Genomic DNA, 26,047 nt, shown 5'->3' with positions numbered 1-26,047 from the left:
CTTCTGAGCGCGGCCAAACGCTTATCTATCTTAAAGGACGACCCCCATGACGACGGGAACTGTGAAGTGGTTTAACAGCCAAAAGGGCTTCGGATTTATTCAGCCGGACGAGGGCAGCCAGGATGTCTTCGTTCACATCAGCGCCGTTGAACGCGCCGGCATGAACACCCTCAACGAGGGGCAGAAGGTTTCTTTTGAAGTCGTTGCAGACCGCCGGACCGGCAAGTCTGCTGCTGAGGATCTGCGCGCTGTGTAAGCTGCGCGATTAGTGCTATGTCGCTTTGACCACGGATGTACTGGCAGAGCCTCTGGTTCTTACGACCCGCGACCGGTTCACCGGCCGCGGGTTTTTTATGACCCCGTATGCAGAGGGGCCCGATCATACTCCGGGGAGAATAGTGGCGTTTAGCGCGAGCATCCCCATATAAGGGGCATGGCAAACTGGCAGAAGTCGAGCGCGCGGCAAGCTCCCATGACGAAGGCTGAGCTCCGCCAGATGCTGACCGAGGCCGTCCGCAACACGCAGCCCCGCCTCGAGCATAGGCCGAAGCGCCTGGCGAAGGCCAAGACGATCGCCACTGGGACCGCCTGCGTCGACTAGATGTGGTCATTCCGCCGGTTCGCTGAACCCGCAGATATCAAGCGAATTCATTCGAAAAATTCTACGCAGGAGCAGTATGCGCAAGCTTCCCGAACCCACCGAACAAGAGACCATTGAAGGCCCCCAAGCCGTATCCTTTCAGATCGCGAATGGGAACGCTCGACAGAGCTGCATTTTGCAAACCACCTTCCCGACGAAATTGCAGGCACAGAGATATCTTCTCGCGAATTGGCCAGCCATCGACAAGATGGCTCGCGACGCTCTCGCGATGGGAAGCTTTGAAGACGGTCAGATCAAGCTCATGATGGCCTGAACAGCCCGAGCTCTACGGCGAACGTTCAAAAAGGGCATGAGATCAGCGAACCGAGGCTGCTCGTGCTCTACGACGCGGCGCGGGACGCGTCGGCGGACAGCCGCCCGAGCAGCGACCTTGCCGTATCCGACGGCGACAGCGAGTCCACCGAGACCACGGGATCGCTGCGCATCTCGTGCTTGCCGTTCGACGTGTGCCGCATCACCGCGGAGAGGCGGCGGGCGATCATGTGGGCGGTGCGGAAGTCGGTTTCCGCGAACGCGACGATGACCGAACCGTCCTTCTGTGCCGCGCCAAAATCCATCTGCCTCATCAGGCGGCTGAGAATGCGGGCGGCATCGAGCTGGGCGCGGGAATTGCCGGGGTCGAAGGCGAAGCGCGCGACCGAGAGGCCGCCGCCGCGGGCCAGCGTCTGCTCGACCGCTTTGGCGAAATCGCGGGCAAAAGCTTCCACCGTGAGCAGGCCGCTGCGCGGGTCGAGCCAGCCGCCGGCATCTATCGAGCGCAGCGTGCGGCTCAGTTGCGCTTCCATCGCGTGCTGGCGGATCAAGGGCAGCGCGTTGGCGGCGACTTTCGCCGGGTCGCCCGGGATCAGCTCGAGATTGGGCAGATCGTAAGTCTGCGTCAGCTGGTGCGCAGTCAGGATCACGGGCAGGCTGCGGAACCGAGTATCCTCGGCGAGCACCGTGAGGAAGGCATCCGTCACGCGGGCTGTGAAACCCTCGGCCAGCACGACGCCGTCGAGGTCGCGGGTGTTGAGATGTTTGGCCGCGGCCTCGATCGAGAGCGCGCCGACGACCCCGACGCGCTCGCCGAGCGCGACAGAGAGCGCAGGGTAAGCCGCGCCGCGGCCGATCAGGAGCACCGTGGCATCACGTGCGGGGTCGGCCTCCGGCAGCGCGACTTTCACTTCCGGCAGCCGGCGCAACACCGTGGCATGAAGTGTGCGAATGCGTAGCGCGGCGCGAAGCCGCGCGATCAGGCGGTCGGAATGGCCGCCGCGCGATGAGAAGGGCAGGGCGTTGTGCGGGAGCGCGCCCGCCGCGTCCAGGGCCACGAAGGGAAGGTAAGGCGATTGCTCCGCGATCTTCCTGGCGAGCGGCGCCAGATGCGGCTCGTGCCCGGCATGCATCGCGGCGAGAACCATGGCCGGCTGCAGCTCTTCGACCGCGCGCGCCGCGCCGGCCCAGCCGGTGTCGACCACAGGGAAGAATCGCGCCTCGTCCAGCGTCGCAATGAAGGCCGGCCGCTCGACGTTGGACACAAACAGGATCGGGCCAGCCTGGGACATCGAGCAACTCTGATCATGCAATCAATGCTGCGCAATCTAGTCCGCCCGCCTTAATGCAGCGTCAATGGATTAGTCGAAACTGCGCCTAGACCGGCCCGGAACGGTCGCGAAAAGCTTCGACCATCAGGGGGTTAAGCCCGAGTTCGTTGAGCGCTTCGCGGGCGCGGGCATTGTCCTGGGCCCGGCCCGCCAGCCGGTGACCGGAGAGCCGGTCGGGCAGCGCGGTGAGGAGGGCGCCCTGGCCGAGCCGGCGCGCCCATTCCTGTAGGTCGTTGGAGAGGAAGCGGTAGCCGCCGACGGCCATGATGCCGGAGGGCGGCGCGGTGATGCAGATCGCCCCGCTGGGGCGGTCGAGCCGCGCGGCATAGCCGGTGTCGACATAGTCGCGTGGGGGCTGCGCGATCAGGGTGTCGCCGACCGGCGGCGGCGGGGCGTACGCCGCGATCGGCACCATTGGGCCGCGCAGGCCGAGCGTGCCTTTCGGCGTCAGCAGAATCTCGCCGGCGATCGACGAGCCCGACTGCTCGCGCGGCGCACCGTGCGGTCCCGGCATCACCGGCACTGGCATGCCGTCCTCGCCACGCCGAGCGCCGAACAATCCGGCCTCGCCGAACAGATAGACGTCCGTGAACGGTGCATGCGCCGCGATCCAGGCCTCGCTCGCCGCCACTTGCTCGGGGGCGCGCCACAGGCCGATGACATTGCGCAAGGTGGGCATCCGCGCCGCCATATCGGAATCGCCGAGCCGCTGGGCAAACTGCGCCGGCGCGATCAGCACGTCGCATTCGTGCTCGTTGATCTGCTGCTCCAGCACGTCATTCTCGAACGGATGATGCAGCGCCAGCGCGCCGCCGCACAGCAGCCACACCGCAAGCGAGGAGGCGAGGCCGGCAAACGACATCGGCGTGAATGCCGCCATCACGGTCGCGCCCTGCTTGATGTCGGCTTCCAGCGACATCGCGAGCCCGGCGGCGATCAGGCTGAAATGCGGACGCGGCACCGGACGAAAGCCTTCCGCGGTAACGTCGAAGGAGATCATCGCCGCCTTGCGGCCATCCTGGATCACGGTACGCGCGGTGCCGGGCGTCCGGGCCAGTACATCGTCGAGCGAGGCCATGCCTTCGGGCAGGTCGGTGCCGAAACCGCAGACATGGCGGATCGAGAAGGCTTCGGCGGCCGCATGCATTGCGAGATCGGCATAGCTGACGCCGTCGACCGTGCTCATGGTGACGATGGCGCGCGCCGCGGTGCGGTTCAGGGCGGCGGTCAGTTCGGCATGGCGCCAGAGCAGCGGCAGCACGGCGACGACCAGGCCGGCGCGATGGGCGGCAAGCACCGTGAGCACGAACTCGACCGTATTCGGCAACTGGATCGCGACGACGGAATTGGCCGGCAGGCCCGATTCGACGAAATAGGCCGACAGCGCCTCGATGGCCGTGTCAGCCTCGGCATAGCTCATACGCCGCGGCTGGTGCCCGGTCACCCGGAACTTGTTCAGGGGGTCGAGCAGAGCGAGCGCATGCGGCTGCCGCGTCAGCGTGCGCTGAAACAGCGTGTCGAGCGTCGGCGATACGGTTGGCTGGTTCACTGCGTCACTTTGCTTGATCAGCTTGCGGCTGCCCCTTCGACCACCACGTCTCCGGCAGGTAGCCGGACAGCGATGTGGCCTTTGGCCGTTCTATCCGATTCCAGCGCGCGATCCATTGCTCGGATACGTTAAACAGGGGGATTGTATAGAAACCGGACATCAAAGCGCGATCGAGCGCTCGCACCGCGGATGCGAAATCCGTATGTTCACGGGCCTCCAGCAGCGCCGCGATCATGGCATCGACCGCGGGATCCCTGGCACCCATGTAGTTGCGGGTGCCCGGATGGTCGGCGGCAGCGCTCCCCCAGTAGAAATATTGCTCGTTGCCGGGCGACAACGACTGGTCCCAGCGATTCTGGATCATGTCGAATTCGTAAGAGAGCCGGCGCTGGTCGAACTGGACGGGATCGACCGAGCGCACGCTCGGCTCGATGCCGGCGCGCTTGAGGTCCCGTTGGAAGGCAAGCGCGATGCGCTCCTGGTCGCGGGTCGTGACCAAAATCTCGAAGGTGAAGGGCGCCTTGGTCGCGCGATTGCGAAGCAGCGTGCCGTGGAGATCGTAGCCGGCCTCCGACAACAGCTTCAGGGCCGCGCGCAGCGTCGTCCGGTCGCGCCCGGAGCCGTCGGTCACCGGCAGGCGGTAGCTGCCGTCCAGGACGTCTGGCGGGATCTGCGCGGCGAACGGCTCGAGCAACTCCCGCTCGCGCGCATCCGCAGGCTTGCCATACGCCGAGAGGTCCGAGCCGGCAAAATAGCCGGCGACGCGCGAGTAGAGGTTGAAGAAGTAGTTGCGGTTGACCAGCTCGAAATCGAACAGCAGCGTCAGCGCCTGGCGCACCCGTATGTCGGCGAAGACGGGACGCCTCGTGTTGAACACCAGAAATTCGGAAGGTTGCGGCACGCCCGGCTTGATGGTGTCGCGGATCACTTCGCCGCTTTTCGCCGCGGGAAAATCGTAGCCGTTGTGCCAGCGCAACGGCTCGTGCTCAATGCGGAAATCATAGAGGCCGCGTTTGAACGCTTCGAACTGGCCGTTGGCCTCGCGAAAATAGTCGAGCCTGATCTCGTCGAAATTATAGAGCCCGCGATTGATGGCGAGGTCGCGGCCCCAATAATCGGGATTGCGGGTGAGCGTCACGCTGGCGCCGGGCTTCACGGCGGTGACGCGATAGGGGCCGGAGCCGACCGGGCCCGTCAGCGTCGTCTCCTCGAATGCCGCGACATCGACCGCATGCTTCGGCAGGATCGGCATCAGGCCGAGGATCAGCGGCAGTTCGCGGTCGTTGGCCCCCGCGAGATCGAAGCGCACGGTGAGAGGATCTGGTGCCTCGGCACTTGCGATCTTGCTGTAATATTGCCGGTGGTTGGGGCGGCCGTGGTCGCGCAGCAGCTGCCAAGAGAACAGCACGTCCTCGGCGCGCAGCGGCTTGCCGTCGGAGAAGCGGGCCCGGGGATCGATGTGGAACGTGACAAAGCTCCGCTCGTCGTCGGTCTCGACCGATCTGGCGAGCAGGCCGTAGAGCGTGAACGGCTCGTCATTGCCGCGCGCGAGCAGGCTCTCGACCACGTAGTTCCGCATCTGCTGCACGGCCAGTCCCTTGACGATGAAGGGATTGAGGCTGTCGAAGGTGCCGAGAACGCCCCAGGTCAGCCGGCCACCCTTGGGGGCATCAGGATTGACGTAGGGCATGTGGGTGAAATCGGCAGGCATCGCCGGCTCGCCGTGCATGGCAATGGCGTGGGCTTCCTCGGCCCCTGCGCCGCTTGCCGGGAATCCCAAGGCGAACGGCAGCCCCAAGGCGAAAGCCAGGACGCAGAGGCGGACGCACAGACCTTCAAGACGGCCCTCCATAAGGCGCTGGAACATGAACATCTGCACACGTTGATTCGAGGACCGGCGGGGCCTGAATCCTATCACAGGGAATTTCCCGGGGACGCACGTCAGGGCGCGGTCAAAGACGCTTGTCGGCATTGATCTTTTCGTCGGCCACGTTAAGAAGGCACGCAATCGCGCAAGAGCGCCGAGCCCGTCACGTGTCCGCCTCATTTGACGGGGACAGAGCCGCGCCCAAGGCGGCCATGTTCGGTGCGTCGAAGCGGTTCGGGCACTTCCCGTTCAGAAAGGGTTTTCCGCAATGAATTTCCGTTACTTGGCCGCGTCCGTCCGGCCGCGCGGGCGACTTCTCGCCTTGTTGACGGCGACGGCGTTGGCCGTCCCGTTTGCCGCCGAGGCTCAGGCCCCGGCTCCGGGCGCACCCGCGCCCAAGGCAGCCCCGAAAGCCGCTCCGAAGGCTGCCCCAAAGGCCCCGGCGCCGGCCGCTCAGGCACCTGCCCAGCAGCCGCCCGCTCAGGGCGCTCCGGCGCAGCAGGGCGCGGCCCAGCCGGCGGATCAGCAGATCCAGCTGATCTACGCCCCCTGGACCAAGTTCTGCCTCAAGGGCCAGGACGCCAATGCCAAGCAAGTTTGCTTCACCGGCAAGGACGGCCGTATCGAGTCGGGCCAGCCGGTCATCGCGGCCGTCATCATCGAGCCGGAAGGCGAGCCGAAGAAGATCCTGCGCGTGACGCTGCCGCTCGGCATGCAGCTGGTGCACGGCACCCGCATCATCGTGGACAACAATCCGCCGTTGCAGAGCCCGTATGTGATCTGCTTCCAGAACGGCTGCATGTCCGACTACGAGGCCACGCCCGAGTTCATCAACAACATGAAGAAGGGCCAGAACCTCGTTGTTCAGGCGATCAATGCCAACGGCGCGCCGCTGACCCTGCCGCTGCCGCTCGCCGGCGAATTCCAGAAGGCCTATGACGGTCCGCCGACCGATCCGAAGGTCTTCGAGGAAACTCAGAAGAAGCTTCAGGAAGAGCTTCAGAAGAAGGCTGACGAGCAGCGCAAGAAGCTCGAGCAGCAAGGTGGCGCGCCCGGCGCACCTCCGACCGCCCAGAAGTAATCGGGACCCAATCCCGGACATGAAAAAGGCGCTCGGTTCGAGCGCCTTTTTTCTGACCCATATTGTCTGAGCGAAGATGTGTCCGAGCGAAGATCAGTTCAGCGACGGGTTCCGCGGACGATAGCCGCCGGCCTTGTCCTTGATGAAGATCTCGGTGACCTGGGAATGCCGGACCGGCTCGCCGGAATCGTCCGGCACCAGGTTCTGTTCGGAGACGTAGGCGACGTATTCCGATTCCGCGTTTTCGGCGAGCAAGTGATAGAACGGCTGGTCCTTGTGGGGCCGCACCTCCTCGGGAATCGACAGCCACCACTCCTCGGTGTTGTTGAATTCCGGATCGATGTCGAAGATCACGCCCCGGAACGAGAAGATCCGGTGGCGCACGACCTGTCCGATCTGGAATTTGGCGGTCCGCGCTTTAATCATTCCCCGTCGATAGACCAGGATTGTGGCCGATGCTAGTGCCCTGATCTGGAATTAACCCGCGCTTACGGGGCAGATAGCCCCCATGTCCTCAGAAAACACTTCATCAATGGTCGATATCCTCAATCTCGCTCTACCTTATTTCGGCTTGATCTTCGTTGGATTCGCCTGCGGCAAGGTCAAATCCCTGCCGGAATCGGGCCTCGCCTGGATGAACTTCTTCCTGCTCTATGTGTCGCTGCCGGCGCTGCTGTTTGCGATCATGTCGAAGACGCCGTTCTCGGAATTGAACAACCCGCCGTTCCTGATCGCGACCACGCTGTCGACAGTTGCGGCATTCACCCTGGCGCTGGTCGTCGGCAAATTTCTCGGCCGCCTGACGCTGCGCGAGGCGACGCTCGCCGGGCTCTCCGGCGGCTACGGCAATATCGGCTACATGGGGCCGGGGCTGGCGCTCGCCGTGCTCGGAACCAAGGCGTCAGCGCCGACCGCGCTGATTTTCTGCTGCGACAGCATCTTCCTGTTCACGATCGTGCCGTTGCTGATCGAGCTCTCCGACCGCGACCATCCCTCGATCGTGCACGCCTTCGGCGTCGTGTTGAAGCAGATCGTGCTCAACCCGCTGATCATGTCGGCCTGCTTCGGCGCGGCCTTCGCATCGCTCCATATCGAGATGCCGGTCGCGCTCGACCGCACCATCACCTTCCTCCAGAACGCAGCCGCCCCGACCGCGCTGTTCGTGCTCGGCGTGACAGTGGCGCTCCGCCCATTCGACCGCGTGCCCTGGGAAGTGCCGGGCGTGATCGCGGTCAAGCTCCTGATCCATCCGCTCGCAGCTTTCGGCCTGATGTTGGCGTTCGGTCCGTTCGCGCAGCCCTGGGCCGCGACCGCCGTGCTGATGGCGTCGCTGCCGCCGGCGCTGAACGTGTTCGTCATCGCCCGGCAGAACGACGCCTGGATCGAATCTGCCTCCGTGGCGGTGCTGCTCGGAACGTTTGCGTCCGTGGTCACGCTGACCAGCGTGATGTGGGCGATCCAGACCGGCCGGCTGGCGTTTCCTTAAACCTTAGCGCCGCCACGTCGGCGTCAGGCCCTCGCGCATCGCAAAACGCCGGAGTGGGCCGAACGCGCCGAGCAGGTGCATGCCGACCGCGCGGACCGGCTGGAGCGGGAGGAAATCGTTGAGCAGGGAGCGGTTGGCGATGTCGATCGCAAAGGTCCGACTCAGAATGTCCGGACGCCGGGCCCGGTCGTAGCGTTTGAGCACGTCGGCTGCGCCGGGATCCTGACTCGATGCGATGGCGTCGCCTGCGAGCCTGGCAATGTCGGCGGCATCTCGCAGGCCGAGATTGAGACCCTGGGCGCCGATCGGGGGAACCACATGGGCGGCTTCACCGACCAGCGCGATGCGGTCGCGGCCGAAGGATTTGGGGCGTTCGATTGCCAGGGGGAACAGGTTGCGTCCGGGCTCCACCGTCATGCGGCCTAAAATGGAATGCGATTGCTTCTCGATCGCGGCGGACAGCTCCGCGTCGCCCAGGCCGCGAAGCCGTTCGGCGTCCGCAGGCGCCGAGACCCAGACGACGCTGGAGCGGTCGCCGGGCAGGGGCACGAACACGCAAGGGCCTTGCGGCGTGTGGAACTCGGTCGAGACGTTGCGATGCGGGCGCGCGTGGCCGACGTTGAAGGTCAGCGCCGTCTGGGTCAGCTCGCGCCGCGTCACCGTGATGCCGGAGGCTTCGCGGCAGAGCGAATGGCGGCCGTCGGCGCCCACCACGAGACGGGCAGAGAGGAATTGCGCGGCGGCGGTGCGGATCGCGACGTCGTCGGCTTCGATGACAACGGTTTCGGCCTCGTCATCGAAACGGACGAGACCGGGCAACTCGGCCGCGCGCGCTTCCAGCGCCAGCATCAGCGAGTGGTTGTCGATGTTGTAGCCGAAGGCATCGAGGCCGATTTCGTGGCAGGAGAACCGGACCTCCGGCGCGCGGAACAGCCGGCCCGTGTCGTCGACGAGCCGCATGATTTCGAGAGATGCCGCCTTGTCCTTGCAGCGCCACCAGACATCGAGCGTTTCCAGGAGATCGACGGAAGCACCGAGCAGGGCGGTGGTGCGGTTGTCGGCATAGGGCACGCGCCGCGCCACCAGCGCGGTCCGTGCGCCCGCCTGCGCCAGTGCGATGGCCGCGCTAAGTCCCGCCGGTCCGCCGCCGATCACGGCCGCGTCAAAGAGTGTCGATGCATCTGTCATGGAACGACATTTGACACGCCCCACGGCAAATTCAAGCCCGCTCATATTTCCTTGATTTTATGACGAATTGTGCGACCGGGCGCCGCAATGGCTTATGTGCAAACCGGTGTCATTCTGATAGCAGAAGCCATGGACAGCCAAGAGGATTCCGTGAAGCCCAGGCCCGCGATCCGCGCCGCCGCCTTCTCGGTGCACATCTTCACCGCGTTCGGTGCGGCGATCGCGCTGCTGGCAATGCTCGAGGCCGTGCGCGAGCACTGGGCGGCGATGTTTCAATGGCTGGGCGTCGCCCTCATTATCGACGCGATCGACGGGCCGATCGCGCGCCGGCTCAACGTCAAGGATGTGCAGCCGAACTGGTCGGGCGACGTGCTCGATCTCGTGGTCGATTTCGTCACCTACGTGTTCGTGCCGGCCTATGCGATCGTGGCCAGCGGCTTGCTGCTGCCGGTCGCTGCACCCTTGCTAGGTGTCGCCATCATCGTCACCAGCGCACTCTATTTCGCCGATCTGCGCATGAAGGCCGACGACAATCATTTTCGCGGTTTTCCGGCGCTGTGGAATGCGGCGGCGTTTTATCTGTTCCTGCTGCACTGGCCGCCGCTGCTGTCGACGCTGCTGGTAGCAAGCCTGGTGGTGCTGACCTTCGTGCCGTTCCACGTGCTGCATCCGGTGCGTGTCGTGCGGCTGCGCTGGCTGACGATGTCGCTGATCGCAATCTGGGCTCTGCTCTCCCTCTACACGCTGCAGATGGACTTTCGCGTTGGCACCGGCGTGACTGTCGCGCTCTGCGCGATCGCGCTCTGGATCAGCTTCAGCGACGCATTGATACGGCTGACAAGATCCTTCGCATGATGCACCTGTTGACAAGCCCCGAAGCCTGGGCCGCGCTCCTCACCTTGACGTCACTCGAGATCGTGCTCGGCATCGACAACGTCATCTTCCTGTCGGTAATCGTCTCGCGCATCCCCGAGAATCAGGCGCATCGCGCCCGCCAGATCGGGCTCGCGCTGGCGCTGATCTTCCGCATCATCCTGCTCAGCCTGCTGGTCTGGCTGATCGGCCTGACCGCGCCGGTGTTTTCGTTTTCGGGTTACGGCTCCTCCTGGCGCGACCTCATCCTGATCGGCGGCGGCTTGTTCCTGATCGCGAAGGCAACGCACGAGATTCATGGTGAGGTCGAAGCCGATGACGGCGAGGGCGACGAGAACTCCCCTCGTAACGCCTTCTTCTGGGTGATCGTCCAGATCGTGATCATCGATATCGTGTTCTCGCTGGACTCGATCATCACGGCGATCGGCATGGCGCAGGACATCGAGATCATGATCGCGGCCGTCGTGATCGCCTGCCTGATCATGTACATTTCATCCGGGCCGGTGTCGCGATTCGTCGCGGAGCATCCGACCACGAAAATGCTGGCGCTGGCGTTCCTGGTGCTGATCGGTGTGGCGCTGGTGGCGGACGGATTCCAGTTCCACATCCCGCGCGGCTACATCTATTTCGCAATCGCGTTCTCGGCGGCGGTCGAATTCTTCAACGTGCTGGCGAAGCGCAACCGCAGGAAAACCGGCAAGCCGTCGGTCTAGCCATTCCAGCCGGTGTCGAGTTGACAAGGCGGGCGCGATGCCTTTCGCTGGCCTGCGAGAAGAGGAGGTCAGGCGATGACCAAAGCCGTCCGTGTCCACAAGGTCGGAGGCCCCGAGGTCCTGGTCTATGAGAGCGTCGATGTTCCGGCGCCCGGCCCGGGCGAGGTGCGCATCCGCCAGCATGCGGTCGGCCTCAACTTCATCGACGTCTATTACCGCACCGGCCTGTACAAGGCGCCCGGGCTGCCTTTCATCGCCGGCAACGAGGCCTCGGGCGAAGTCGTTGCTGTCGGGTCGGGCGTGACCAATTTTCATCCCGGCGACCGCGTCGCCTACTACTACAACCTTGGCGCCTATACCGGCGAGCGCAATATCCCTTGGGAGAAACTGGTCAAGCTACCCGACCACATCACCCACGAGCAGGGCGCCGTGCTGATGCTGAAGGGGCTGACCGTCTGGTATCTCCTGCACAAGACCTTCAAGGTCGAGCCGCATCATCGCGTGCTGATCCATGCCGCGGCCGGCGGCATCGGCCTGCTCGCCTGCCAATGGGCGAGGGCAATGGGCGCCCACGTCATCGGCACCGTCGGCTCGCGCGAAAAGGCCGAGCTTGCCGAGGCCAATGGCTGCGACCACGTCATCCTCTACAACGAGGAAGACTTCGTCGCGCGCGTCAAACAAATCAGCCGCAACGAGGGCTGCGACGTCGTCTATGACGGCGTCGGCAAAGCGACCTTCCCGGGCTCGCTATCCTGCCTCAAGCCGCGCGGCATGTTCGTCTCCTTCGGCAATGCCTCAGGCCCGGTGCCGCCGTTTTCGATCGCCGAACTCAACGCACATGGCTCGCTGTTTGCGACGAGACCGAAGCTCAACGACTATGTCGGCACCCGCAAGGAGTTGCTGGAAGGCGCCGACACGCTGTTCGCTGCTGTCATCAATGGCAAGCTGCACGTGCCGATCAACCACGCCTACGCGCTCAAGGACGCCGCCAAGGCGCATATCGATCTCGAAAGCCGCAAGACCACGGGCGCGTCGATCTTGAAGCCGTAGTTCTTCCGTCGTCATCTGCTCCCGTGTCCCGGCTTTGCAGCGCACCGCGAAGGGGCGCTGCGCTGCGTTCGGGGGTACGAGGCAGGCCTTACGCCACCCGCCGTGCCGCGCCGGCCCTGATCAAAATCCCGTCGAGGCAGCCGATCATCTCGGCGATCTCGGCCCGCGTGACGTTCAGCGCCGGCATGAAGCGCAGCGTGTCGACCTGCGGCGCGTTGAGGAGCACGCCGGCCTCGAACGCCTGCGCGACGATGCCGGGTGCGATCGGCAGCTTGAGGTCGAGCGCGAGCAACAGGCCGCGGCCGCGCACCTCGCCGAGGCCGTGCCGGGCGGAGACCTTTTGCAATTCGCTTTCGAGCAGCAAGCCTGTCTCGGTGACCGCCTTGAGGAAGTCCGGCTTGCTGACCTCGTTGAGCACCGCAAGTCCTGCCGCGCACATGATCGGGTTGCCGTTGAATGTGCCGCCCTGATCACCGTGCTCGAAGCAGGCCCCGCGTTCGGTCGCGAGCAGGGCTGCGAGCGGCACGCCACCGCCGATGCCCTTGCCGAGAGTCATGATGTCGGGCGCGATGCCCGTATGCTCGTAGTGGAAGAGCTTGCCGGTCCGGCCCATGCCGGTCTGGATCTCGTCGAAGATCAGCAGGAGATCGTGCGCGTCGGTGAGCGCGCGCAACTCCTGCAAGAACTGATCGGTTGCAGGCCACACGCCGGACTCGCCCTGTATCGGCTCGAGCATCACAGCGACGGTGTTGTCGTTGATCAGCCTTTCGACCGAAGCGATGTCGTTGAGCTTCGCCTTCTTGAAGCCGGCGACCTTCGGCTCGAACAGTGGCTCAAAGGCCTTCTTGCCCGAGGCCGACATCGTCGCCAGCGTCCGGCCGTGGAAGCCACCCTCGAAGCTGATGATCTCGAACGCGCCGCCTCTGTGCAGGCTGCCATATTTGCGCGCGAGCTTGATCGCGCCCTCGTTGGCTTCCGCGCCGGAATTGGCGAAGAACACCTGGTCGAACGCACTGTTTGCGACCAACGCCTGCGCGAGCTTCAGGCTGGGCTCGTTGTAGAAGGCCGGGCTCGGCGTCAACAGCCGCTTGGCTTGCGCGGCGAGCGCGTCGGCGATCGCGGGTGGGGAGTGGCCTAGGCAGTTGACGGCCCAGCCCTGCACAAAATCGAGATAGCGCTTGCGGCTGTCGTCCCAGAGGTAGGAGCCGGCGCCGCGGACGAACACGGCCTTGGGCCGAGCGGTGATGTCCATCAGCGCGTCATACGGGTGCGTGGTCATGTCGAACTCCTCTGGAGGCGGATCAAAAATGCGCGCGAAATGCAAAAAGGCCGCACCTTGCGGGTGCGGCCTTCTCGAAAACTGGGCTGAATTCAGTGGTTCAGCGGCGTCGTCGGACATGGCGCACCCTCTCATCGTCGCGGAAGCGACGGCGGAGCATTTCGATGCGCTGATGGGTCCGAGCGTTGATCATGGGGCGCGGCAATACAGGCGAATGGCGGGGCTTGTCAAGCGCGCGTTTTACAGATCACCCGGCCAGCGTGCATGGGGCAGGTCAGATCCGTGGCTTGCTCGGCGTGTAGCGGTTGTGACGTCGCGGGTGACGAAGAGGCGCAACTCGTATGCGGTTGCGCGCGGCACGATGCGCCGGATGTCACTCGCACGATTGAATTTTATCGATCGTGCGCCTAGAAACTATCACGTCTCTAGCGCGTTTGTGATCGACCAACGCGAATTGGTTCGAACCGAACGCATGACGGTTCAGACCAAGAGGGGCGGGACCAACCAGATAGTTTTAAAGCCTTGTCCGACACGCCTTACCCGATCGACCTCGACAGCATTCGCGGCGCGTTTCCGCCGGGCATCGAGGCACCATCCCTTTTGGTCGACTTCGCCGGCTGGCTGAAGGGGCGCCCCTGGGGCAGCGTCGGCTGCTTCTCGCTGCAAGGCCAGTTTTCCGATCAGGCGCCGATCTTCGACGGCAGTCCCTTGCGCGACAGGTTTTCGCTGTTCATGCGGCTGCCGGATGGCTCGGCCGTCGGCGGCTGGTATGGCGCGGGTCTTGACCGCGACAATCCGCCGATCGTGGGGCTTGGCTCCGAGGGCAACCACGAGCTGCTGGCGCCGAGCCTCGATGGCCTGCTCGCAAAACTGACATCGCAACAATTCGACAAGGCGTGGCACGATCTGCGGCCGCATGACGACGTCGAATGCCAGACGGTCGAACTCGCGCAATGGCTCGCCGGACGGCCGACCGGGGAGGCGGCGCCGCCCGATGACAATTCGTCGGAGCTGCCCGATTTTCGCGGCTTCGTGGAAAAATGGAGCCGGGATCGCGAAGACTACTGGGCCAATCATCGCTTGATGGCCGAGCTCGGCTGGCGCCTCGCCGCGCATCTGCCTAGGGACAAGAAACCTTGGGACAAGACGAACTTCGAGATCGCGATCGTCGGCAAGCAATACGAGGCGCGCGTCCTGACGCGCGGGCCGCAGCCGTTCGAGGAAGCCGGCTCGATCGAATCCCTGCTGCGCGATCTGCGTGAGGAGATGCACCGCGCGCAGCCCGAGCTCGGGCTGTGGCACGCCATAAAGTTCGGACTCTATGCCGACGGCCGGGTCATGCCGAAGTTCGAATACGATGCGCGACCGAGCATCGCGGGCGAGCCTGCGAAGCTGTCCGAGGCGCAAGCTGATCTTGTCCGTGCGCCGCGACCGGAGCGCTGGGTGCCGAAATGGCTGGTGTGACGAAGCGCCGTCAGAATCCCGCGACGCTGCCGTGCAGGTCGTATTGGTCGGCGCGCTCGATCTTCGCGGTGACGATCTCGCCAACGCGCAAGGGGCGGCGGCTCGACAGGTAAACCGCGCCGTCGATCTCGGGCGCATCGGCCTTGGAGCGGCCTTTCGAAACAGTCGGACCGACCTCATCGATGATGATCTGCTGGCGCGTGCCGACCTTGCGCTTCAGCCTGCGCGCTGAGATCTTCTGCTGGCGGGCCATCAGCGCGTTGTAGCGCTCCTGCTTGATCTCTTCCGCAACAGGATTCCCGATCGCGTTCGACGTTGCGCCTGCGACCGGCTCGTATTTGAAGCAGCCGAGCCGATCAATCTCGGCTTCGTCCAGCCAGTCGAGCAGATAGGCGAAATCGGCATCGGTCTCGCCGGGGAAGCCGACGATGAAGGTCGAGCGCAAGGCGAGATCGGGGCACTCTTCGCGCCAGCGCTTGATCCGCGCCAGCGTCTTGTCCTGCGCGGCCGGGCGCTTCATCGCCTTCAGCACCTCGGGGCTTGCATGCTGGAACGGGATGTCGAGATAGGGCAGCACCTTGCCCTCATTCATCAAGGCGATGACCTCGTCGACATGCGGATAGGGGTAGACATATTGCAGCCGAACCCAGGCGCCGAATTCGCCGAGCTCGCGCGCGAGATCGAGGAATCTGGCGCGGACCTGGCGATCCTTCCACGGGCTCTCGGCGTATTTCAGATCGACGCCATAGGCCGAGGTGTCCTGCGAGATCACCAGCAGCTCTTTCACGCCGGCATCGACGAGGCGCTCGGCCTCGCGCAGCACATCATTGGCCGGTCGCGAGACGAGGTCGCCGCGCAGTTTTGGAATGATGCAAAAAGTGCAGCGGTTGTTGCAGCCTTCGGAGATTTTCAAATAGGCGTAGTGACGCGGCGTCAGCTTGATGCCCTGCGGCGGCACCAGATCGAGATGCGCATTGTGCGCCGGTGGCAGTGCGCGGTGCACGGCGTCGAGCACGCTCTCATATTGCTGCGGGCCGGTAATCGAGAGCACACCGGGATAGGCCTGCTCGATCTGCTCGGGTTCGGCGCCCATGCAACCTGTCACGATTACCTTGCCGTTCTCGGCCATGGCCTCGCCGATCGCCGAGAGCGATTCCTGCTTGGCGCTATCGAGGAAACCACAGGTGTTAACGATGACGATGTCGGCCCCGTCATGCTTGCGGGCGAGCTCGTAGCCCTCGGCGCGCAGGCGCGTGATGATACGCTCGGAATCCACCAATGCCTTGGGACACCCGAGCGACACGAAGCTGACCTTGGGCGCAGCCGTCTGATCCATATCCAAATCTGCCTGATTGACGGGCCTGAGCTAGTCCCAATTGCCCATAATTACAACCCTTTGCAGGGCCCTCCGGCGTGCTATGGGTGAATCACCTGCCGTGAGTGAGCTATGAGCGCCGAACAGTCACCCAAAATCGTGATCGTCGACGAAAGCCCGATCCGGGCTGCGATCCTCGAAGAAGGGTTGCGGGAGGCCGGATTCACGCAGATCGTCCATATCCGTGAAATGCAGAGCCTGCTCGCCCGTATTTATGCGGTCGACCCCGACATCATCGTGATTGATCTCGAAAATCCCAGCCGCGACGTGCTGGAGGCGATGTTCCAGGTCAGCCGCGCCGTGAAGCGGCCGATCGCGATGTTCGTGGATCAGAGCGATTCATCCTCGATCCAGGCGTCCGTGGAAGCGGGGGTCTCCGCCTACATCGTCGACGGGTTGAAGAAGGAACGCATCAAGCCGATCCTCGATCTTTGCGTGTCCCGCTTCAATGCCTTCGCAAAACTCCAGGAGGAGCTGGAGCGCACCAAGTCGCAGCTCGAGGATCGTAAGATCATCGAAAAGGCCAAGGGCATCCTGATGAAGGTGAAGGGCCTCACCGAGGACGAGGCCTATGTGCTGCTGCGCTCCACTGCGATGCGCGAGAAGAAGAAAATCGGCGAGATCGCGCAGTCGATCATCACCGCGTCGGAGATGCTGAAATGACCGCTCCTCTCCGCATCGGGTTCATTCCGCTGGTCGATGCCGCAGCGCTGATCGTTGCCGTCGACAAGGGCTTCGCCGCGGCCGAAGGGCTTGAGGTCGAGCTGGTGCGCGAGGTCTCCTGGTCCAACGTCCGCGACAAACTCAATATCGGCCTGTTCGATGCCGCGCATCTCTTGGCGCCGGTCGCAATCGCGTCCTCGCTCGGGCTCGGTCACGTCAAGGTGCCGATCGCGGCGCCCTTCAATCTCGGCGTCAACGGCAACGCGATCACGGTGTCGCCGGCGCTTCATGCGGCGCTGATGGAGGAGATCGACGGCGATCGCTTCGATCCGCTCGCTACGGCAAAAGCGTTGGCACGCGTTGTCGCCAAACGGCGCAAGGCGGGAGCCGATTCGTTGACCTTCGGCATGACCTTCCCGTTCTCCACCCACAATTACCAATTGCGGTTCTGGATGGCGGCGGCCGGCGTCGATCCCGACGAGGATGTGCGCCTCGTGGTGCTGCCGCCGCCCTACATGGTCGACAGTCTTGCCAACGGCCACGTCGATGCGTTCTGCGTCGGCGCGCCCTGGAATTCGATCGCGGTCGATCTCGGCATCGGCCATATCCTGCATTTCGTCTCCGACATCCTCGCCCACGCGGCGGAGAAGGTGCTGGCAGTTCGCCAGGTCTGGGCCGACAAGCATCCCGACGTGGTCGCTAGCCTCGTGCGCGCCGCGGTGAAGGCGGCCGAGTTCATCGAGCATCCGGAAAACCGAACCGAAGCGGCGCGGATCCTGGCGCAGCCCGAACGGATCGGAGTCGACGCCGAAGTCATCCAGCGCACCCTCACGGGACGCCTCAAGATTTCGCCGGACGGCACCTTTCGCGAGAGTGGCAGCTACCTTCTGGTGGGACGCGAAGAGGCAGGGCGCCCCGATCCGGTCCAGGCCGCCTGGCTCTATGCGCAGATGGTGCGCTGGGGGCAGACGGCGTTGAGTTCGGACGGCGTCAAGACAGCGATGGCGGTGTTCAGGCCCGACCTCTACGACGGCGCTCTCGGCCGACGGCCGCCCACGCAAGCCCCCGCGGCATTCGGCGCATTTGCCGGCCCCGCTTTTGATCCCGCGAATATTCGGGGGCATCTTGCGGCCTTCGAGGTGGGCCGCTGGAAGGCCTGATTCGCGTTTGCATTGTTTTTGGGCGCTGGAGATCAGCGTCTAAATTTTAGGCCGACTGCTCGAATTTCATAAGAATTCCAGAGACGCGAGTTCCCTAGGGCGCGCCTAATCATCTGATATTGCACCAAGTTTCATTTCATCAAAGCTGGCACGCAACTTGAATGTTGCAGTGCGGCCAGCCTGTCACAGGTGCCTGCTGAGCCAGTCCCGCAGCAACGAAGCTGATCGGACCGTTGGGTGCAGAGCCGGCTATCAAGCCAGCCGAGTTCCTCGCGGGTCGTGCACTTTCCGTCGACACCCAGGTGGCCGCAGGAGCTTCGTTACTGACCATGAAAATCGACACCGTCTCAGTCGACTTTACCGACGACCAGAAACGCTATCTCGAAGGCTTCACGAGCGGTTTGCAGATCAGCCGGGTCGGCCGCGGTCTCGGCGGCGCCGGCAAGGCGAGCCCCGAACCGACCGGCCCCGATGCCGTGCACATCAAGGCGCAGGACAAGGTCATCGCCGCGGGCAAGAAGCTCGCCGACCAGGAGAAGATCAAGCGCGACGAGCATCCCTTCGATGCTTATCCGCGTCTCCGCCAGCAGGCGCTCGACAATACGCCGCCAAGCCCGGCGGACAATTTCCGCTGGCGCTATTACGGCATCTTCTACGTCGCGCCGACGCAGGACTCCTACATGTGCCGTCTGCGGATTCCGAACGGCATCATGAAGCACTGGCAGCTGTCCGGCCTTGCCGATCTCGCCGATGAAACGTGCGGGCCCTACAGCCACGTCACGACGCGCGCCAATCTGCAGCTTCGCGAGATCCCGCCAAAGAACGCCGTGAAGCTGATCGAGGGCGTTCAGGACCTCGGCCTGTGCTCGCGCGGCTCAGGCGCCGACAACATCCGCAATGTGACGGGGACACCGACGGCGGGCATCGATCCGCAGGAGCTGATCGACACGCGGCCCTATGCGCGCGAGTGGCACTACCACATCCTGAACGATCGCTCGCTGTACGGATTGCCGCGCAAGTTCAACGTCGCCTTCGACGGTGCCGGCAGGATCGCCGTGCTTGAGGAGACCAACGACATCGCATTCACGGCCTTTGAAGTGAAGGACGGTTTCGGCGTCGAGCCCGGGGTCTGGTTCCGCCTCGGCCTTGGCGGCATCACCGGGCATAAGGATTTCGCCAAATATTCCGGCATCGTCGTCAAGCCTGAAGAAGCCACGGTCGTTGCCGACGCCATCGTGCGCGTGTTCATCGAGCACGGCGACCGCACCAACCGCAACAAGGCGCGGCTGAAATACGTGCTTGATGCCATGGGCCATGACGGCTTTCTCAAGCTCGTCGAGGAGCGGCTGAAGAAGCCGTTTACGCGCGTGCCGGAAGAGGCGTGTGCGCCGCGGCCGGCCGCGGACCGCATGGCGCATATCGGCGTACACAAGCAGAAGCAGGACGGTTTGAACTGGATCGGCGTGTCGGTGCCGCTCGGCAAGATCAGCTGCGATCAGATGCGGAGCCTCGCCAAGGTGGCGCAGGACCTCGGTGACGGCGATATCCGCCTGACGGTTTGGCAGAACCTGCTGATATCAGGGGTGCGCGACGAGAATGTCGAGCTTGCCGTCGCAGCGATCAAGCAGATCGGGCTCGCGGCCGAGGCCTCGCACATCCGCGCCGGCCTGATCGCCTGCACCGGCAATGCCGGCTGCCGCTTTGCCGCGGCGAATACCAAGCGCCACGCCGCCGAGATCGGCGACTGGTGCGAGCCGCGCGTCGAGATGGACAAGCCGGTCAACATCCACGTCACCGGCTGCCACCATTCCTGCGCGCAGCATTACATCAGCGACATCGGCCTGATCGGAGCACGCGTGCCGGTGAACGAGGAGGACACGGTCGAGGGCTATCATCTCTTCACCGGCGGCGGGTTTGGCCCCGATGCCGATGTCGGGCAGGAGATCTATCACGACCTCAAGGCCGAAGACGCGCCGAAGACGGTCGAAGGGCTGCTCAAGGCCTATATCGCCCATCGCTCGTCTCCCGACGAAACGTTCCTGTCCTTTGCGCGCCGCCACGACGGCGAGACGCTGCGCAAGCTTGCCGATGCCGAGGTGTCTTCATGAACCAGATCAGCCCTCCGCCGAAACTCGACATCATTCCCACGAGCGCTCCGTTCTCCGACGCGCAACGCTCCTGGCTGAACGGCTTCTTTGCCGGGCTTCTGTCGCCCGATGCAGCAGCGCCGCTGTCGGCCGAGCAGGGCGCCGCCGTGTTGCAAGGCGCAGCCGGTGACGGCGACGACGGCGAATCTCCGTGGCACGACCAGACCATGCCGATCGCGGATCGGATGAAACTCGCCGAGGGCCGTCCCGTGCGCCGCAAGATGATGGCGGCGATGGCGCAGCAGGATTGCGGCCAGTGCGGCTACAATTGCCACGACTATTCGGAGGCGATCGCGGGCCGCAGTGAAGCGCGGCTCAACCTTTGCGTCCCCGGCGGCAAGGAAACCGCGCGGATGCTGAAGTCGCTGTACGAAGAGCTGGACAAGACGCCGATGGCCAAGGCGTCCGACAAGCAAGACGCGGTGGCAGCCCCTGCCGTGACCGTGACGATCGCCGAGCCCGGCCGCTCACGCGACAACCCTGTTGCGGCGACCTTCCTGTCGCGTCGTCTTCTCAACAAGGGAAAGTCGGAGAAGGAAACCTATCACGTCGAGTTCGATCTCTCCGAGAGCAAGCTCGACTATACCGTCGGCGACAGCTTTGGCGTGTTTGCGCGCAACGAGGTCGGCCTCGTCGACCAGATCATCGCGTTGCTCGGCGCCTCTCACACCACGAAGGTCAATGGCAAGACGTTGCGCGAGGTGCTGATCGACGACGTCTCGTTGTCGCCGGCGCCCGACACGCTGTTCGAGCTGCTTTCCTTCATCACCGGCGGCGCGCAACGCGAGAAGGCGCGGGCGCTGGCGCAGGGCGAGGATCCCGATGGCGATGCCGCTACGCTCGACGTCATGGCGGCGCTGCAGAAGTTTTCGGGCACGCGTCCGCACCCCGAGGCCTTCGTCGAGGCGCTGGAGCCACTCCAGCCGCGGCTCTATTCGATCTCCTCGTCGCACAACGCGACACCCGGAAAACTGTCGCTGACGGTGGACTCCGTGCGTTACATCATCGGCAAACGCAAGCGCATCGGTGTCGCCTCGACCTTCCTCGGCGAGCGCATCGGCGAGGGCGAGAAGCTCAAGGTCTATGTGCAAAAGGCGCACGGCTTCGGCTTGCCGCAGGATCCGAAGACGCCGGTCATCATGATCGGTCCCGGCACCGGCATAGCGCCGTTCCGCGCCTTCCTGTTCGATCGCAAGGCGACCGGTGCGCCCGGCAAGAACTGGTTGTTCTTCGGCCATCAGCGCAGCGATTGCGACTTCTTCTACCAGGAGGAGCTCAACGCGATGAAGACCTCCGGTCTGCTCACGCGCATGTCGCTGGCCTGGTCGCGCGACGGCGAGAAGAAGTTCTACGTGCAGGACCGCATGCGCGAGGTCGGCCGCGAGTTGTGGACGTGGCTTGCCGAGGGCGCGCATCTCTACATCTGCGGCGATGCCAAGCGCATGGCCAAGGACGTCGAGCGTGCACTGGTCGACATCGTCGCCCAGTTCGGAGCACGTTCGACCGACGAAGCCGTCAGTTTTGTCGCCGAGCTCAAGAAGACCGGCCGCTTCCAGGCTGACGTGTATTAAGGCGCGGCAACGAGCACAGGCGGGCCAGTCGGTTCCGATCGCCTCGGACTTTAACGAATAAGATGCTCGGAACCCGCCCGCGAGGAGAATTTGCATCTTCGATTGGGCTTCTTAGGAGAACCCGCATAGCTATTTCCGCGGGTGTCTTGCCCACCACCCGGATTGATCCTTCATAATCCCGGAAATGGGGCGTTGGAGATCGACCATGCGCGAACTATCGGCGGAAGCCAGGCTGCACTTCTACGCGCGCTCGCTCTCGCGGCGGACCGCGGCGAGCATGCATCATGCCGCGATGTACAGCGCCTTCGCCGTCATCGCGGCCATCGTGTTCGGCACGCTCTCGGTACACCCGTTCTGATCACGCCCCGCGCTTGAACGGCGCCACTTCGATTCCCGCATTCTTCAAGGCCTGACGCAGGCCGCGCGCGATGTCGACTGCGCCCGGCGTATCGCCGTGGATGCAGACCGTGTCGGTGCGCATCTTGATGACCTTGCCTGTCACCGAGACCACCGCGCCATCCTGCACCATGCGCACTACGCGGTCGGCAATGGCCTTGGCGTCGTGCAGCACCGCGCCAGGCTTCTTGCGCGAGACGAGGTTGCCGTCATCCTCATAGGCGCGATCGGCGAACACCTCGTGCACCATCGGCAGATTGGCGTCTTCGCCAGCCTTCACCAACTTCGAGTTGGCGAGCACGACGAAAATCAGGCCGGGATCGACCGCCTTGATGCCGGCTGCGATCGCCTTCGCGGTCATGTCGTCCTCGCAGGCGACGTTGGACAGCGCGCCATGCGCCTTCACATGCGTCACCTTGTGGCCGGCGGCCGTCGCGATCGCCTGCAACGCGCCGATCTGGTAGGCGACGAGGTTCTCGATCTCGGAGGCTTTTAGCCCCGCGATCGGATGCCGGCCAAAACCGTGCAGGTCGCGATAGCCGGGATGTGCGCCGACCGAGACGCCGCGCGCCTTCGCAAGCTCGACTGTCCGGCGCATGATGTCGGGGTCGCCGGCATGAAACCCGCAGGCGACGTTGACCGAGCTCGCCAGCTCGATCATCGCAGCGTCGTTGCCCATCTCCCACGCGCCAAAACCTTCACCGAGATCGCAATTGAGATCGATCGTCTTCATGGTGTCCTCCGGCTTTGGTCTTCTTGTCGTTTACGGCTCGGCCGCAACCTGCCAGGTCCCGGCATCGACGGCACTCACAGCATAGCCCGCGACGTTGGCATCGCTGAGCGCTTCGATGTTGAGCGCGGCGGTGTCGGCAGAGCGCAGGCGATCGGGCAGGCTGCGGATGGTTTGCGCGAATTTCTTCGCCTCGTCCTGCGCCTCGGCCATGCTGACCGCCTTGAAGCGGAATGCCGTTCCTGCCGAGGTCTGCGCGAGGCGGCCCACATCGGCCGTGATCACGGTTGCGATCTTCGGGTAGCCGCCGGAGGTGCCGCGGTCCATCATCAGCGCGATCGGCGCGCCGTTGCCGGGCACCTGGATGCTGCCGTTGACCGTGCCGTCGGAGACGATGTTGTGGCCGTGCAGATGCTTGATCGCGGGGCCTTCGAGCCGGTAGCCCATGCGATCGGAGGTCGCCGAGATCTTCCATTCGCTGTCGAGGAACAGCGCCTTGTTGGCGTCGTCGAACTCGTCGTCCTGCGGTCCCAGCAGGACGCGGATCGGACCGCTCGATAGCTTCGGCAGTTCGATGCGCAACTCCGGCGCACCGCTTGCGGCGCTGACAGATAATTCGTCACCGGCCTGGAGCGGGCGCGGATAGGGGCTGCCGAGGCCGGCACGGGCGTTGACCGCGAGACTACCGAACACCGGCTCGCCCTTGATCCCGCCTTCGATCGCCAGATAGGTGAACGCACCGCCGCGAGCAAAACCCAGCGTCAGCGTCTCGCCATCCTTCAGCGTCACTGATGTGTCCATGCCGACCGGACTGCCGGCGACGTCCGCATTGCGCGGCGCGCCTGAAATTGCGACGCGCACGGCGCCGTCGCGGGCGGTGAACGAGGCGCCGAACGGGCCTACCTCGACAACGGCGGCGAACGGTTCGTTGCCGACAAGCGTGTTCGCTGCCGCGAGCGACAGGCGGTCCATCGCTCCGCTGACTGTCAGGCCATAGCGTTGCGCTCCGTGGCGTCCGCCATCCTGGACGGAGCTTGCAGGCCCGATGCTGGCGATCACAAGCTGGCTCATGCGACCACCTGCTCGGCAATGATCTCGCCGGCCTCGGCGGCGCGATCCTGTTCCTCGAACGTCTTATGGTCGATTGCGAAAAACGTCACGCGATCGCCGGGTTCGGTGAGGAAGGTCGGATTGCGGTGGAGCTGATAGGTCCGCACCGGCGTGCGGCCAAGCAGGTGCCAGCCGCTGGGCGCAGCCAGGCACTGGATTCCGGCCTGGATGCCGCCGATCGAGATCGTGCCGGCAGGCGTCAGCAGCCGCGGATTCTGTCGCCGCGACATCTGCAGGGACTTGTCGAGGCCGCTGAGATAGGACCAGCCCGGCGTGAAGCCGATCATGGCAACCTTATAGTCGCCGGCGACGTGGCGGGCGACGATGTCGTCGGGCGTGGTGTTCAGCGCCTTCGCGACATCCTCGAGGTCAATGCCGTGCTCGCCGCCATAGGCGACGGGAATGCGCCAGCGGCGCGCATTGGTGGCCGGCGGCAACGGTTGGCTGGCGAGCGCGAGCAGTTTGTCGCCGAGTGCGTCAAAGCCGATCTTGACGGGGTCGTAGTGCACCAGCAGCGAGCGATAGGTCGGCACGGACTCGGTGACGCCGTCGATGGGGCTTGCTGCGAGCGCCTTGTCGAGTGCCAGCACGCGCTGGTTGGCGGCGTCGTCGATGGTACGGCTGAATTCAACCGTGACGGCGCTGTCGCCACTGGGCAGAAGGCGGGGCGGGGCAAGCGTCGCGGACATGGGCTGTCGAAATCGGGCTTCTGGAGATACGCGGGCTCGGCCTTGAGTTCCGCTTCTTCCTGCTTCGCGTAAATGCGCCCCCAAGTCCAATAAATTAATGCAGGGGAAGACGATAAAGCCTTGTTATCGCAACGCATAACAGCGCTGCGGCTCTGCATGATTGGTACCTTCTTGGCCCTTGACGGCACGCCCGCACCTCGCAAGATGCGCGCGTTCATTCCCGCCCATCCGGAGCTCGTCTGTTTCCATGTCGCTGTCCCCCGAAGCCCGCAAGACCCTCGCCGGCATCACCACCGCCACCATCACCACGGTCCTGCTGAAGAAGGGCCTGCGCAACATCTGGATGCGCGGCGCGCGTCCGCTGCGCCCGGGTCTGCCGCGCCTGGTGGGACCGGCCTTCACGCTGCGCTTCGTGCCGGCGCGCGAGGATCTGGCGACGCCGGAATCCTGGTCGTCGCCGATCTCGACTCGGACCGCGATCGAAGCAATGCCGGAGGGCTGCATCGCCGTGGTCGATGCCATGGGGATCACCGATGCCGGAATCTTCGGCGACATCCTGTGCGCGCGCATGATGAAGCGCGGCGTCACAGCACTCGTCACCGACGGCGTCGTGCGTGACGTCGAGGGCGTGCTCGGCACCAACCTGCCGGTCTGGTGCGACGGCTATGCCGCGCCGCCGTCGGTTGCCGGCCTGACCTTCGTCGGCTGGGGCGAACCGATCGGCTGCGGCGGCGTTGCGGTATTCCCGAACGACATCGTGGTCGCCGACCAGGACGGCTGCGTGCTGATCCCGCAGGCGATGCTCGAACACGTGCTCAATGAGAGTGTCGAGCAGGAGCGGATGGAAGCCTGGATCGTCAACGAGGTGAACAACGGCGCGGTGCTCCCGGGCCTCTATCCCATGAACGCCGAGACCAAGGCGCGCTACGCCGCAAGCAAAAAGTAACAGACAGCAAGCGAGGTTACCCCATGGAGATCACTGTCGCAGGCACGCGGCCGACCCGCCGTGCGCCCAAGGAACACTTCACCGGCACGGTCCTTCAGGACCCCGTGATCATGGCGCCCGCGCCGGCGCGGCTGAACTGCTCGCGCGTGTCGTTCGAGCCGGGTGCGCGCACCAACTGGCATCACCATCCGCTCGGGCAGACGCTCTACGTGATTTCGGGAGTCGGCCGGGTCCAGTCCAAGGGCGGCCCCGTCAGGGAGATCCGCCCCGGCGACACCGTCTGGATTCCGCCGGGCGAGCTGCACTGGCACGGCGCCACGCCGACCAACGGCATGACCCACATCGCCATGCAGGAAGCGCTCGACGGCGTGTTCTCGACCTGGCTGGAGCCGGTGACCGACGCGGAATATGGGGCGGCGGTCGGCTAACTCTCGTGCCCCGGGACCAGCCGCATCGCGTACCGCGA

General features: G+C 64.5%; 26 protein-coding genes. 16 read left to right on the top strand and 10 right to left on the bottom strand.

From position 1 onward, the window contains the following. The first annotated feature begins 46 nt into the window (after positions 1-46). The 3 genes from IVB27_RS15720 to IVB27_RS15715 all read left to right on the top strand — a co-directional run bounded on the left by IVB27_RS15720 (position 47) and on the right by IVB27_RS15715 (position 914). Entirely contained in the window at positions 47-256 is a 210-nt protein-coding gene (locus IVB27_RS15720; RefSeq protein ID WP_247346851.1) for a cold-shock protein, read from the top strand. Positions 257-472: 216 nt separating this feature from the next. After that, positions 473-601: a hypothetical protein gene (locus tag IVB27_RS42980; RefSeq protein ID WP_256467602.1), complete on the top strand. Its 129-nt coding sequence runs from the start codon at positions 473-475 to the stop codon at positions 599-601. Between the two features lie 76 nt (positions 602-677). Beyond that, complete coding sequence (locus IVB27_RS15715; protein ID WP_247346852.1) at positions 678-914, top strand: hypothetical protein; 237 nt, start codon at positions 678-680, stop codon at positions 912-914. A gap of 67 nt (positions 915-981) precedes the next feature. On the opposite strand, the gene IVB27_RS15710 is transcribed toward IVB27_RS15715, so the two are convergent. The 3 genes from IVB27_RS15710 to IVB27_RS15700 all read right to left on the bottom strand — a co-directional run bounded on the left by IVB27_RS15710 (position 982) and on the right by IVB27_RS15700 (position 5,666). Beyond that, positions 982-2,205: a GGDEF domain-containing protein gene (locus tag IVB27_RS15710; RefSeq protein WP_247444385.1), complete on the bottom strand. Its 1,224-nt coding sequence runs from the start codon at positions 2,203-2,205 to the stop codon at positions 982-984. Between the two features lie 85 nt (positions 2,206-2,290). Then, a complete protein-coding gene (locus IVB27_RS15705) occupies positions 2,291-3,793 on the bottom strand; it encodes an AMP-binding protein (RefSeq protein ID WP_247444384.1) in 1,503 nt (500 codons plus the stop codon). Positions 3,794-3,797: 4 nt separating this feature from the next. Continuing rightward, positions 3,798-5,666, bottom strand: a complete 1,869-nt coding sequence (locus IVB27_RS15700) for an extracellular solute-binding protein (protein WP_247444391.1) — start codon at positions 5,664-5,666, stop codon at positions 3,798-3,800. Between the two features lie 262 nt (positions 5,667-5,928). On the opposite strand from IVB27_RS15700, the gene IVB27_RS15695 reads away from it, so the two are divergent. Further along, entirely contained in the window at positions 5,929-6,741 is an 813-nt protein-coding gene (locus IVB27_RS15695; RefSeq protein WP_247346856.1) for an invasion associated locus B family protein, read from the top strand. A gap of 93 nt (positions 6,742-6,834) precedes the next feature. On the opposite strand, the gene hspQ is transcribed toward IVB27_RS15695, so the two are convergent. Further along, positions 6,835-7,167 carry a heat shock protein HspQ gene (hspQ, locus tag IVB27_RS15690; RefSeq protein WP_247346858.1) on the bottom strand — a complete coding sequence of 111 codons (333 nt, stop codon included), beginning with the start codon at positions 7,165-7,167 and terminating at the stop codon, positions 6,835-6,837. A gap of 106 nt (positions 7,168-7,273) precedes the next feature. Between hspQ and IVB27_RS15685 the strand changes: the two genes are divergently transcribed. Further along, complete coding sequence (locus IVB27_RS15685; protein ID WP_247346931.1) at positions 7,274-8,227, top strand: AEC family transporter; 954 nt, start codon at positions 7,274-7,276, stop codon at positions 8,225-8,227. A gap of 3 nt (positions 8,228-8,230) precedes the next feature. Here IVB27_RS15685 and IVB27_RS15680 read toward each other — a convergent pair whose 3' ends face one another. Then, positions 8,231-9,415, bottom strand: coding sequence for a UbiH/UbiF family hydroxylase (locus IVB27_RS15680; RefSeq protein WP_247346859.1), 1,185 nt, complete (start codon positions 9,413-9,415; stop codon positions 8,231-8,233). 87 nt (positions 9,416-9,502) lie between these two features. On the opposite strand from IVB27_RS15680, the gene pcsA reads away from it, so the two are divergent. The 3 genes from pcsA (at position 9,503) to IVB27_RS15665 (ending at position 12,051) form a co-directional block, all read left to right on the top strand. Further along, complete coding sequence (pcsA, locus tag IVB27_RS15675) at positions 9,503-10,270, top strand: phosphatidylcholine synthase (protein ID WP_247444383.1); 768 nt, start codon at positions 9,503-9,505, stop codon at positions 10,268-10,270. Further along, positions 10,267-11,001, top strand: a complete 735-nt coding sequence (locus IVB27_RS15670; protein WP_247444382.1) for a TerC family protein — start codon at positions 10,267-10,269, stop codon at positions 10,999-11,001. The genes pcsA and IVB27_RS15670 overlap by 4 nt, the downstream gene beginning before the upstream one ends. A gap of 75 nt (positions 11,002-11,076) precedes the next feature. After that, a complete protein-coding gene (locus IVB27_RS15665) occupies positions 11,077-12,051 on the top strand; it encodes a quinone oxidoreductase family protein (RefSeq protein ID WP_247346867.1) in 975 nt (324 codons plus the stop codon). A gap of 88 nt (positions 12,052-12,139) precedes the next feature. Here IVB27_RS15665 and IVB27_RS15660 read toward each other — a convergent pair whose 3' ends face one another. Next, the gene (locus IVB27_RS15660) at positions 12,140-13,330 is read right to left on the bottom strand and encodes an acetylornithine transaminase (RefSeq protein ID WP_247444381.1); all 1,191 of its coding nucleotides are present in this window, start codon (positions 13,328-13,330) and stop codon (positions 12,140-12,142) included. 522 nt (positions 13,331-13,852) lie between these two features. Between IVB27_RS15660 and IVB27_RS15655 the strand changes: the two genes are divergently transcribed. Next, a complete protein-coding gene (locus IVB27_RS15655; protein WP_247444380.1) occupies positions 13,853-14,794 on the top strand; it encodes a hypothetical protein in 942 nt (313 codons plus the stop codon). Between the two features lie 10 nt (positions 14,795-14,804). Here the strand turns inward: IVB27_RS15655 and rimO are convergent, their stop codons facing one another. After that, on the bottom strand, positions 14,805-16,130 hold the full coding sequence (rimO, locus tag IVB27_RS15650; RefSeq protein WP_247444379.1) for a 30S ribosomal protein S12 methylthiotransferase RimO: 1,326 nt from the start codon (positions 16,128-16,130) through the stop codon (positions 14,805-14,807). Positions 16,131-16,241: 111 nt separating this feature from the next. Here rimO and IVB27_RS15645 point away from each other — a divergent pair, with 111 nt between their 5' ends. From IVB27_RS15645 to IVB27_RS15625, 5 genes are all read left to right on the top strand, one after another. Further along, positions 16,242-16,832, top strand: a complete 591-nt coding sequence (locus tag IVB27_RS15645; protein ID WP_247346876.1) for an ANTAR domain-containing response regulator — start codon at positions 16,242-16,244, stop codon at positions 16,830-16,832. Further along, positions 16,829-17,992: a CmpA/NrtA family ABC transporter substrate-binding protein gene (locus tag IVB27_RS15640; RefSeq protein ID WP_247444378.1), complete on the top strand. Its 1,164-nt coding sequence runs from the start codon at positions 16,829-16,831 to the stop codon at positions 17,990-17,992. The genes IVB27_RS15645 and IVB27_RS15640 overlap by 4 nt, the downstream gene beginning before the upstream one ends. Before the next feature lie 329 nt (positions 17,993-18,321). Then, on the top strand, positions 18,322-20,100 hold the full coding sequence (locus IVB27_RS15635) for a NirA family protein (RefSeq protein ID WP_247444377.1): 1,779 nt from the start codon (positions 18,322-18,324) through the stop codon (positions 20,098-20,100). Then, positions 20,097-21,710: a sulfite reductase subunit alpha gene (locus tag IVB27_RS15630; RefSeq protein ID WP_247444376.1), complete on the top strand. Its 1,614-nt coding sequence runs from the start codon at positions 20,097-20,099 to the stop codon at positions 21,708-21,710. Before IVB27_RS15635 ends, IVB27_RS15630 begins: the two co-directional genes overlap by 4 nt. Positions 21,711-21,915: 205 nt before the next feature. Next, positions 21,916-22,068, top strand: a complete 153-nt coding sequence (locus IVB27_RS15625; RefSeq protein WP_247346884.1) for a hypothetical protein — start codon at positions 21,916-21,918, stop codon at positions 22,066-22,068. Here the strand turns inward: IVB27_RS15625 and IVB27_RS15620 are convergent, their stop codons facing one another. Genes IVB27_RS15620 through pxpB form a run of 3 tightly spaced genes read right to left on the bottom strand, consistent with a single transcriptional unit; the run spans position 22,069 to position 24,635 of the window. Further along, positions 22,069-22,839, bottom strand: a complete 771-nt coding sequence (locus tag IVB27_RS15620; RefSeq protein ID WP_247444375.1) for a LamB/YcsF family protein — start codon at positions 22,837-22,839, stop codon at positions 22,069-22,071. 30 nt (positions 22,840-22,869) lie between these two features. Next, positions 22,870-23,907 (bottom strand): 5-oxoprolinase subunit C family protein, encoded by a 1,038-nt coding sequence (locus tag IVB27_RS15615; RefSeq protein WP_247444374.1) that lies wholly within the window; start codon positions 23,905-23,907, stop codon positions 22,870-22,872. Beyond that, positions 23,904-24,635 carry a 5-oxoprolinase subunit PxpB gene (pxpB, locus tag IVB27_RS15610; protein WP_247444373.1) on the bottom strand — a complete coding sequence of 244 codons (732 nt, stop codon included), beginning with the start codon at positions 24,633-24,635 and terminating at the stop codon, positions 23,904-23,906. The genes IVB27_RS15615 and pxpB overlap by 4 nt, the downstream gene beginning before the upstream one ends. Positions 24,636-24,882: 247 nt before the next feature. Here pxpB and IVB27_RS15605 point away from each other — a divergent pair, with 247 nt between their 5' ends. Next, positions 24,883-25,581 (top strand): ribonuclease activity regulator RraA, encoded by a 699-nt coding sequence (locus IVB27_RS15605; protein ID WP_247346892.1) that lies wholly within the window; start codon positions 24,883-24,885, stop codon positions 25,579-25,581. A gap of 23 nt (positions 25,582-25,604) precedes the next feature. Beyond that, positions 25,605-26,009, top strand: a complete 405-nt coding sequence (locus IVB27_RS15600) for a (R)-mandelonitrile lyase (RefSeq protein WP_247346894.1) — start codon at positions 25,605-25,607, stop codon at positions 26,007-26,009. Positions 26,010-26,047: the final 38 nt, after the last annotated feature.

It is taken from the genome of Bradyrhizobium sp. 197 (assembly GCF_023073375.1).
Lineage (GTDB): Bacteria > Pseudomonadota > Alphaproteobacteria > Rhizobiales > Xanthobacteraceae > Bradyrhizobium.
This window is presented reverse-complemented; position numbering and strand designations above follow the sequence as displayed.

Coding starts and splice junctions, on each gene's coding strand:
- IVB27_RS15720 (WP_247346851.1), top strand. CDS start 47: ATGACGACGGGAACTGTGAAGTGGTTTAACAGCCAAAAGGGCTTCGGA.
- IVB27_RS42980 (WP_256467602.1), top strand. CDS start 473: ATGACGAAGGCTGAGCTCCGCCAGATGCTGACCGAGGCCGTCCGCAAC.
- IVB27_RS15715 (WP_247346852.1), top strand. CDS start 678: ATGCGCAAGCTTCCCGAACCCACCGAACAAGAGACCATTGAAGGCCCC.
- IVB27_RS15710 (WP_247444385.1), bottom strand. CDS start 2,205: ATGTCCCAGGCTGGCCCGATCCTGTTTGTGTCCAACGTCGAGCGGCCG.
- IVB27_RS15700 (WP_247444391.1), bottom strand. CDS start 5,666: ATGTTCATGTTCCAGCGCCTTATGGAGGGCCGTCTTGAAGGTCTGTGC.
- IVB27_RS15695 (WP_247346856.1), top strand. CDS start 5,929: ATGAATTTCCGTTACTTGGCCGCGTCCGTCCGGCCGCGCGGGCGACTT.
- hspQ (WP_247346858.1), bottom strand. CDS start 7,167: ATGATTAAAGCGCGGACCGCCAAATTCCAGATCGGACAGGTCGTGCGC.
- IVB27_RS15685 (WP_247346931.1), top strand. CDS start 7,274: ATGGTCGATATCCTCAATCTCGCTCTACCTTATTTCGGCTTGATCTTC.
- IVB27_RS15680 (WP_247346859.1), bottom strand. CDS start 9,415: ATGACAGATGCATCGACACTCTTTGACGCGGCCGTGATCGGCGGCGGA.
- pcsA (WP_247444383.1), top strand. CDS start 9,503: ATGGCTTATGTGCAAACCGGTGTCATTCTGATAGCAGAAGCCATGGAC.
- IVB27_RS15670 (WP_247444382.1), top strand. CDS start 10,267: ATGATGCACCTGTTGACAAGCCCCGAAGCCTGGGCCGCGCTCCTCACC.
- IVB27_RS15665 (WP_247346867.1), top strand. CDS start 11,077: ATGACCAAAGCCGTCCGTGTCCACAAGGTCGGAGGCCCCGAGGTCCTG.
- IVB27_RS15660 (WP_247444381.1), bottom strand. CDS start 13,330: ATGACCACGCACCCGTATGACGCGCTGATGGACATCACCGCTCGGCCC.
- rimO (WP_247444379.1), bottom strand. CDS start 16,130: ATGGATCAGACGGCTGCGCCCAAGGTCAGCTTCGTGTCGCTCGGGTGT.
- IVB27_RS15645 (WP_247346876.1), top strand. CDS start 16,242: ATGAGCGCCGAACAGTCACCCAAAATCGTGATCGTCGACGAAAGCCCG.
- IVB27_RS15640 (WP_247444378.1), top strand. CDS start 16,829: ATGACCGCTCCTCTCCGCATCGGGTTCATTCCGCTGGTCGATGCCGCA.
- IVB27_RS15635 (WP_247444377.1), top strand. CDS start 18,322: ATGAAAATCGACACCGTCTCAGTCGACTTTACCGACGACCAGAAACGC.
- IVB27_RS15630 (WP_247444376.1), top strand. CDS start 20,097: ATGAACCAGATCAGCCCTCCGCCGAAACTCGACATCATTCCCACGAGC.
- IVB27_RS15625 (WP_247346884.1), top strand. CDS start 21,916: ATGCGCGAACTATCGGCGGAAGCCAGGCTGCACTTCTACGCGCGCTCG.
- IVB27_RS15620 (WP_247444375.1), bottom strand. CDS start 22,839: ATGAAGACGATCGATCTCAATTGCGATCTCGGTGAAGGTTTTGGCGCG.
- IVB27_RS15615 (WP_247444374.1), bottom strand. CDS start 23,907: ATGAGCCAGCTTGTGATCGCCAGCATCGGGCCTGCAAGCTCCGTCCAG.
- pxpB (WP_247444373.1), bottom strand. CDS start 24,635: ATGTCCGCGACGCTTGCCCCGCCCCGCCTTCTGCCCAGTGGCGACAGC.
- IVB27_RS15605 (WP_247346892.1), top strand. CDS start 24,883: ATGTCGCTGTCCCCCGAAGCCCGCAAGACCCTCGCCGGCATCACCACC.
- IVB27_RS15600 (WP_247346894.1), top strand. CDS start 25,605: ATGGAGATCACTGTCGCAGGCACGCGGCCGACCCGCCGTGCGCCCAAG.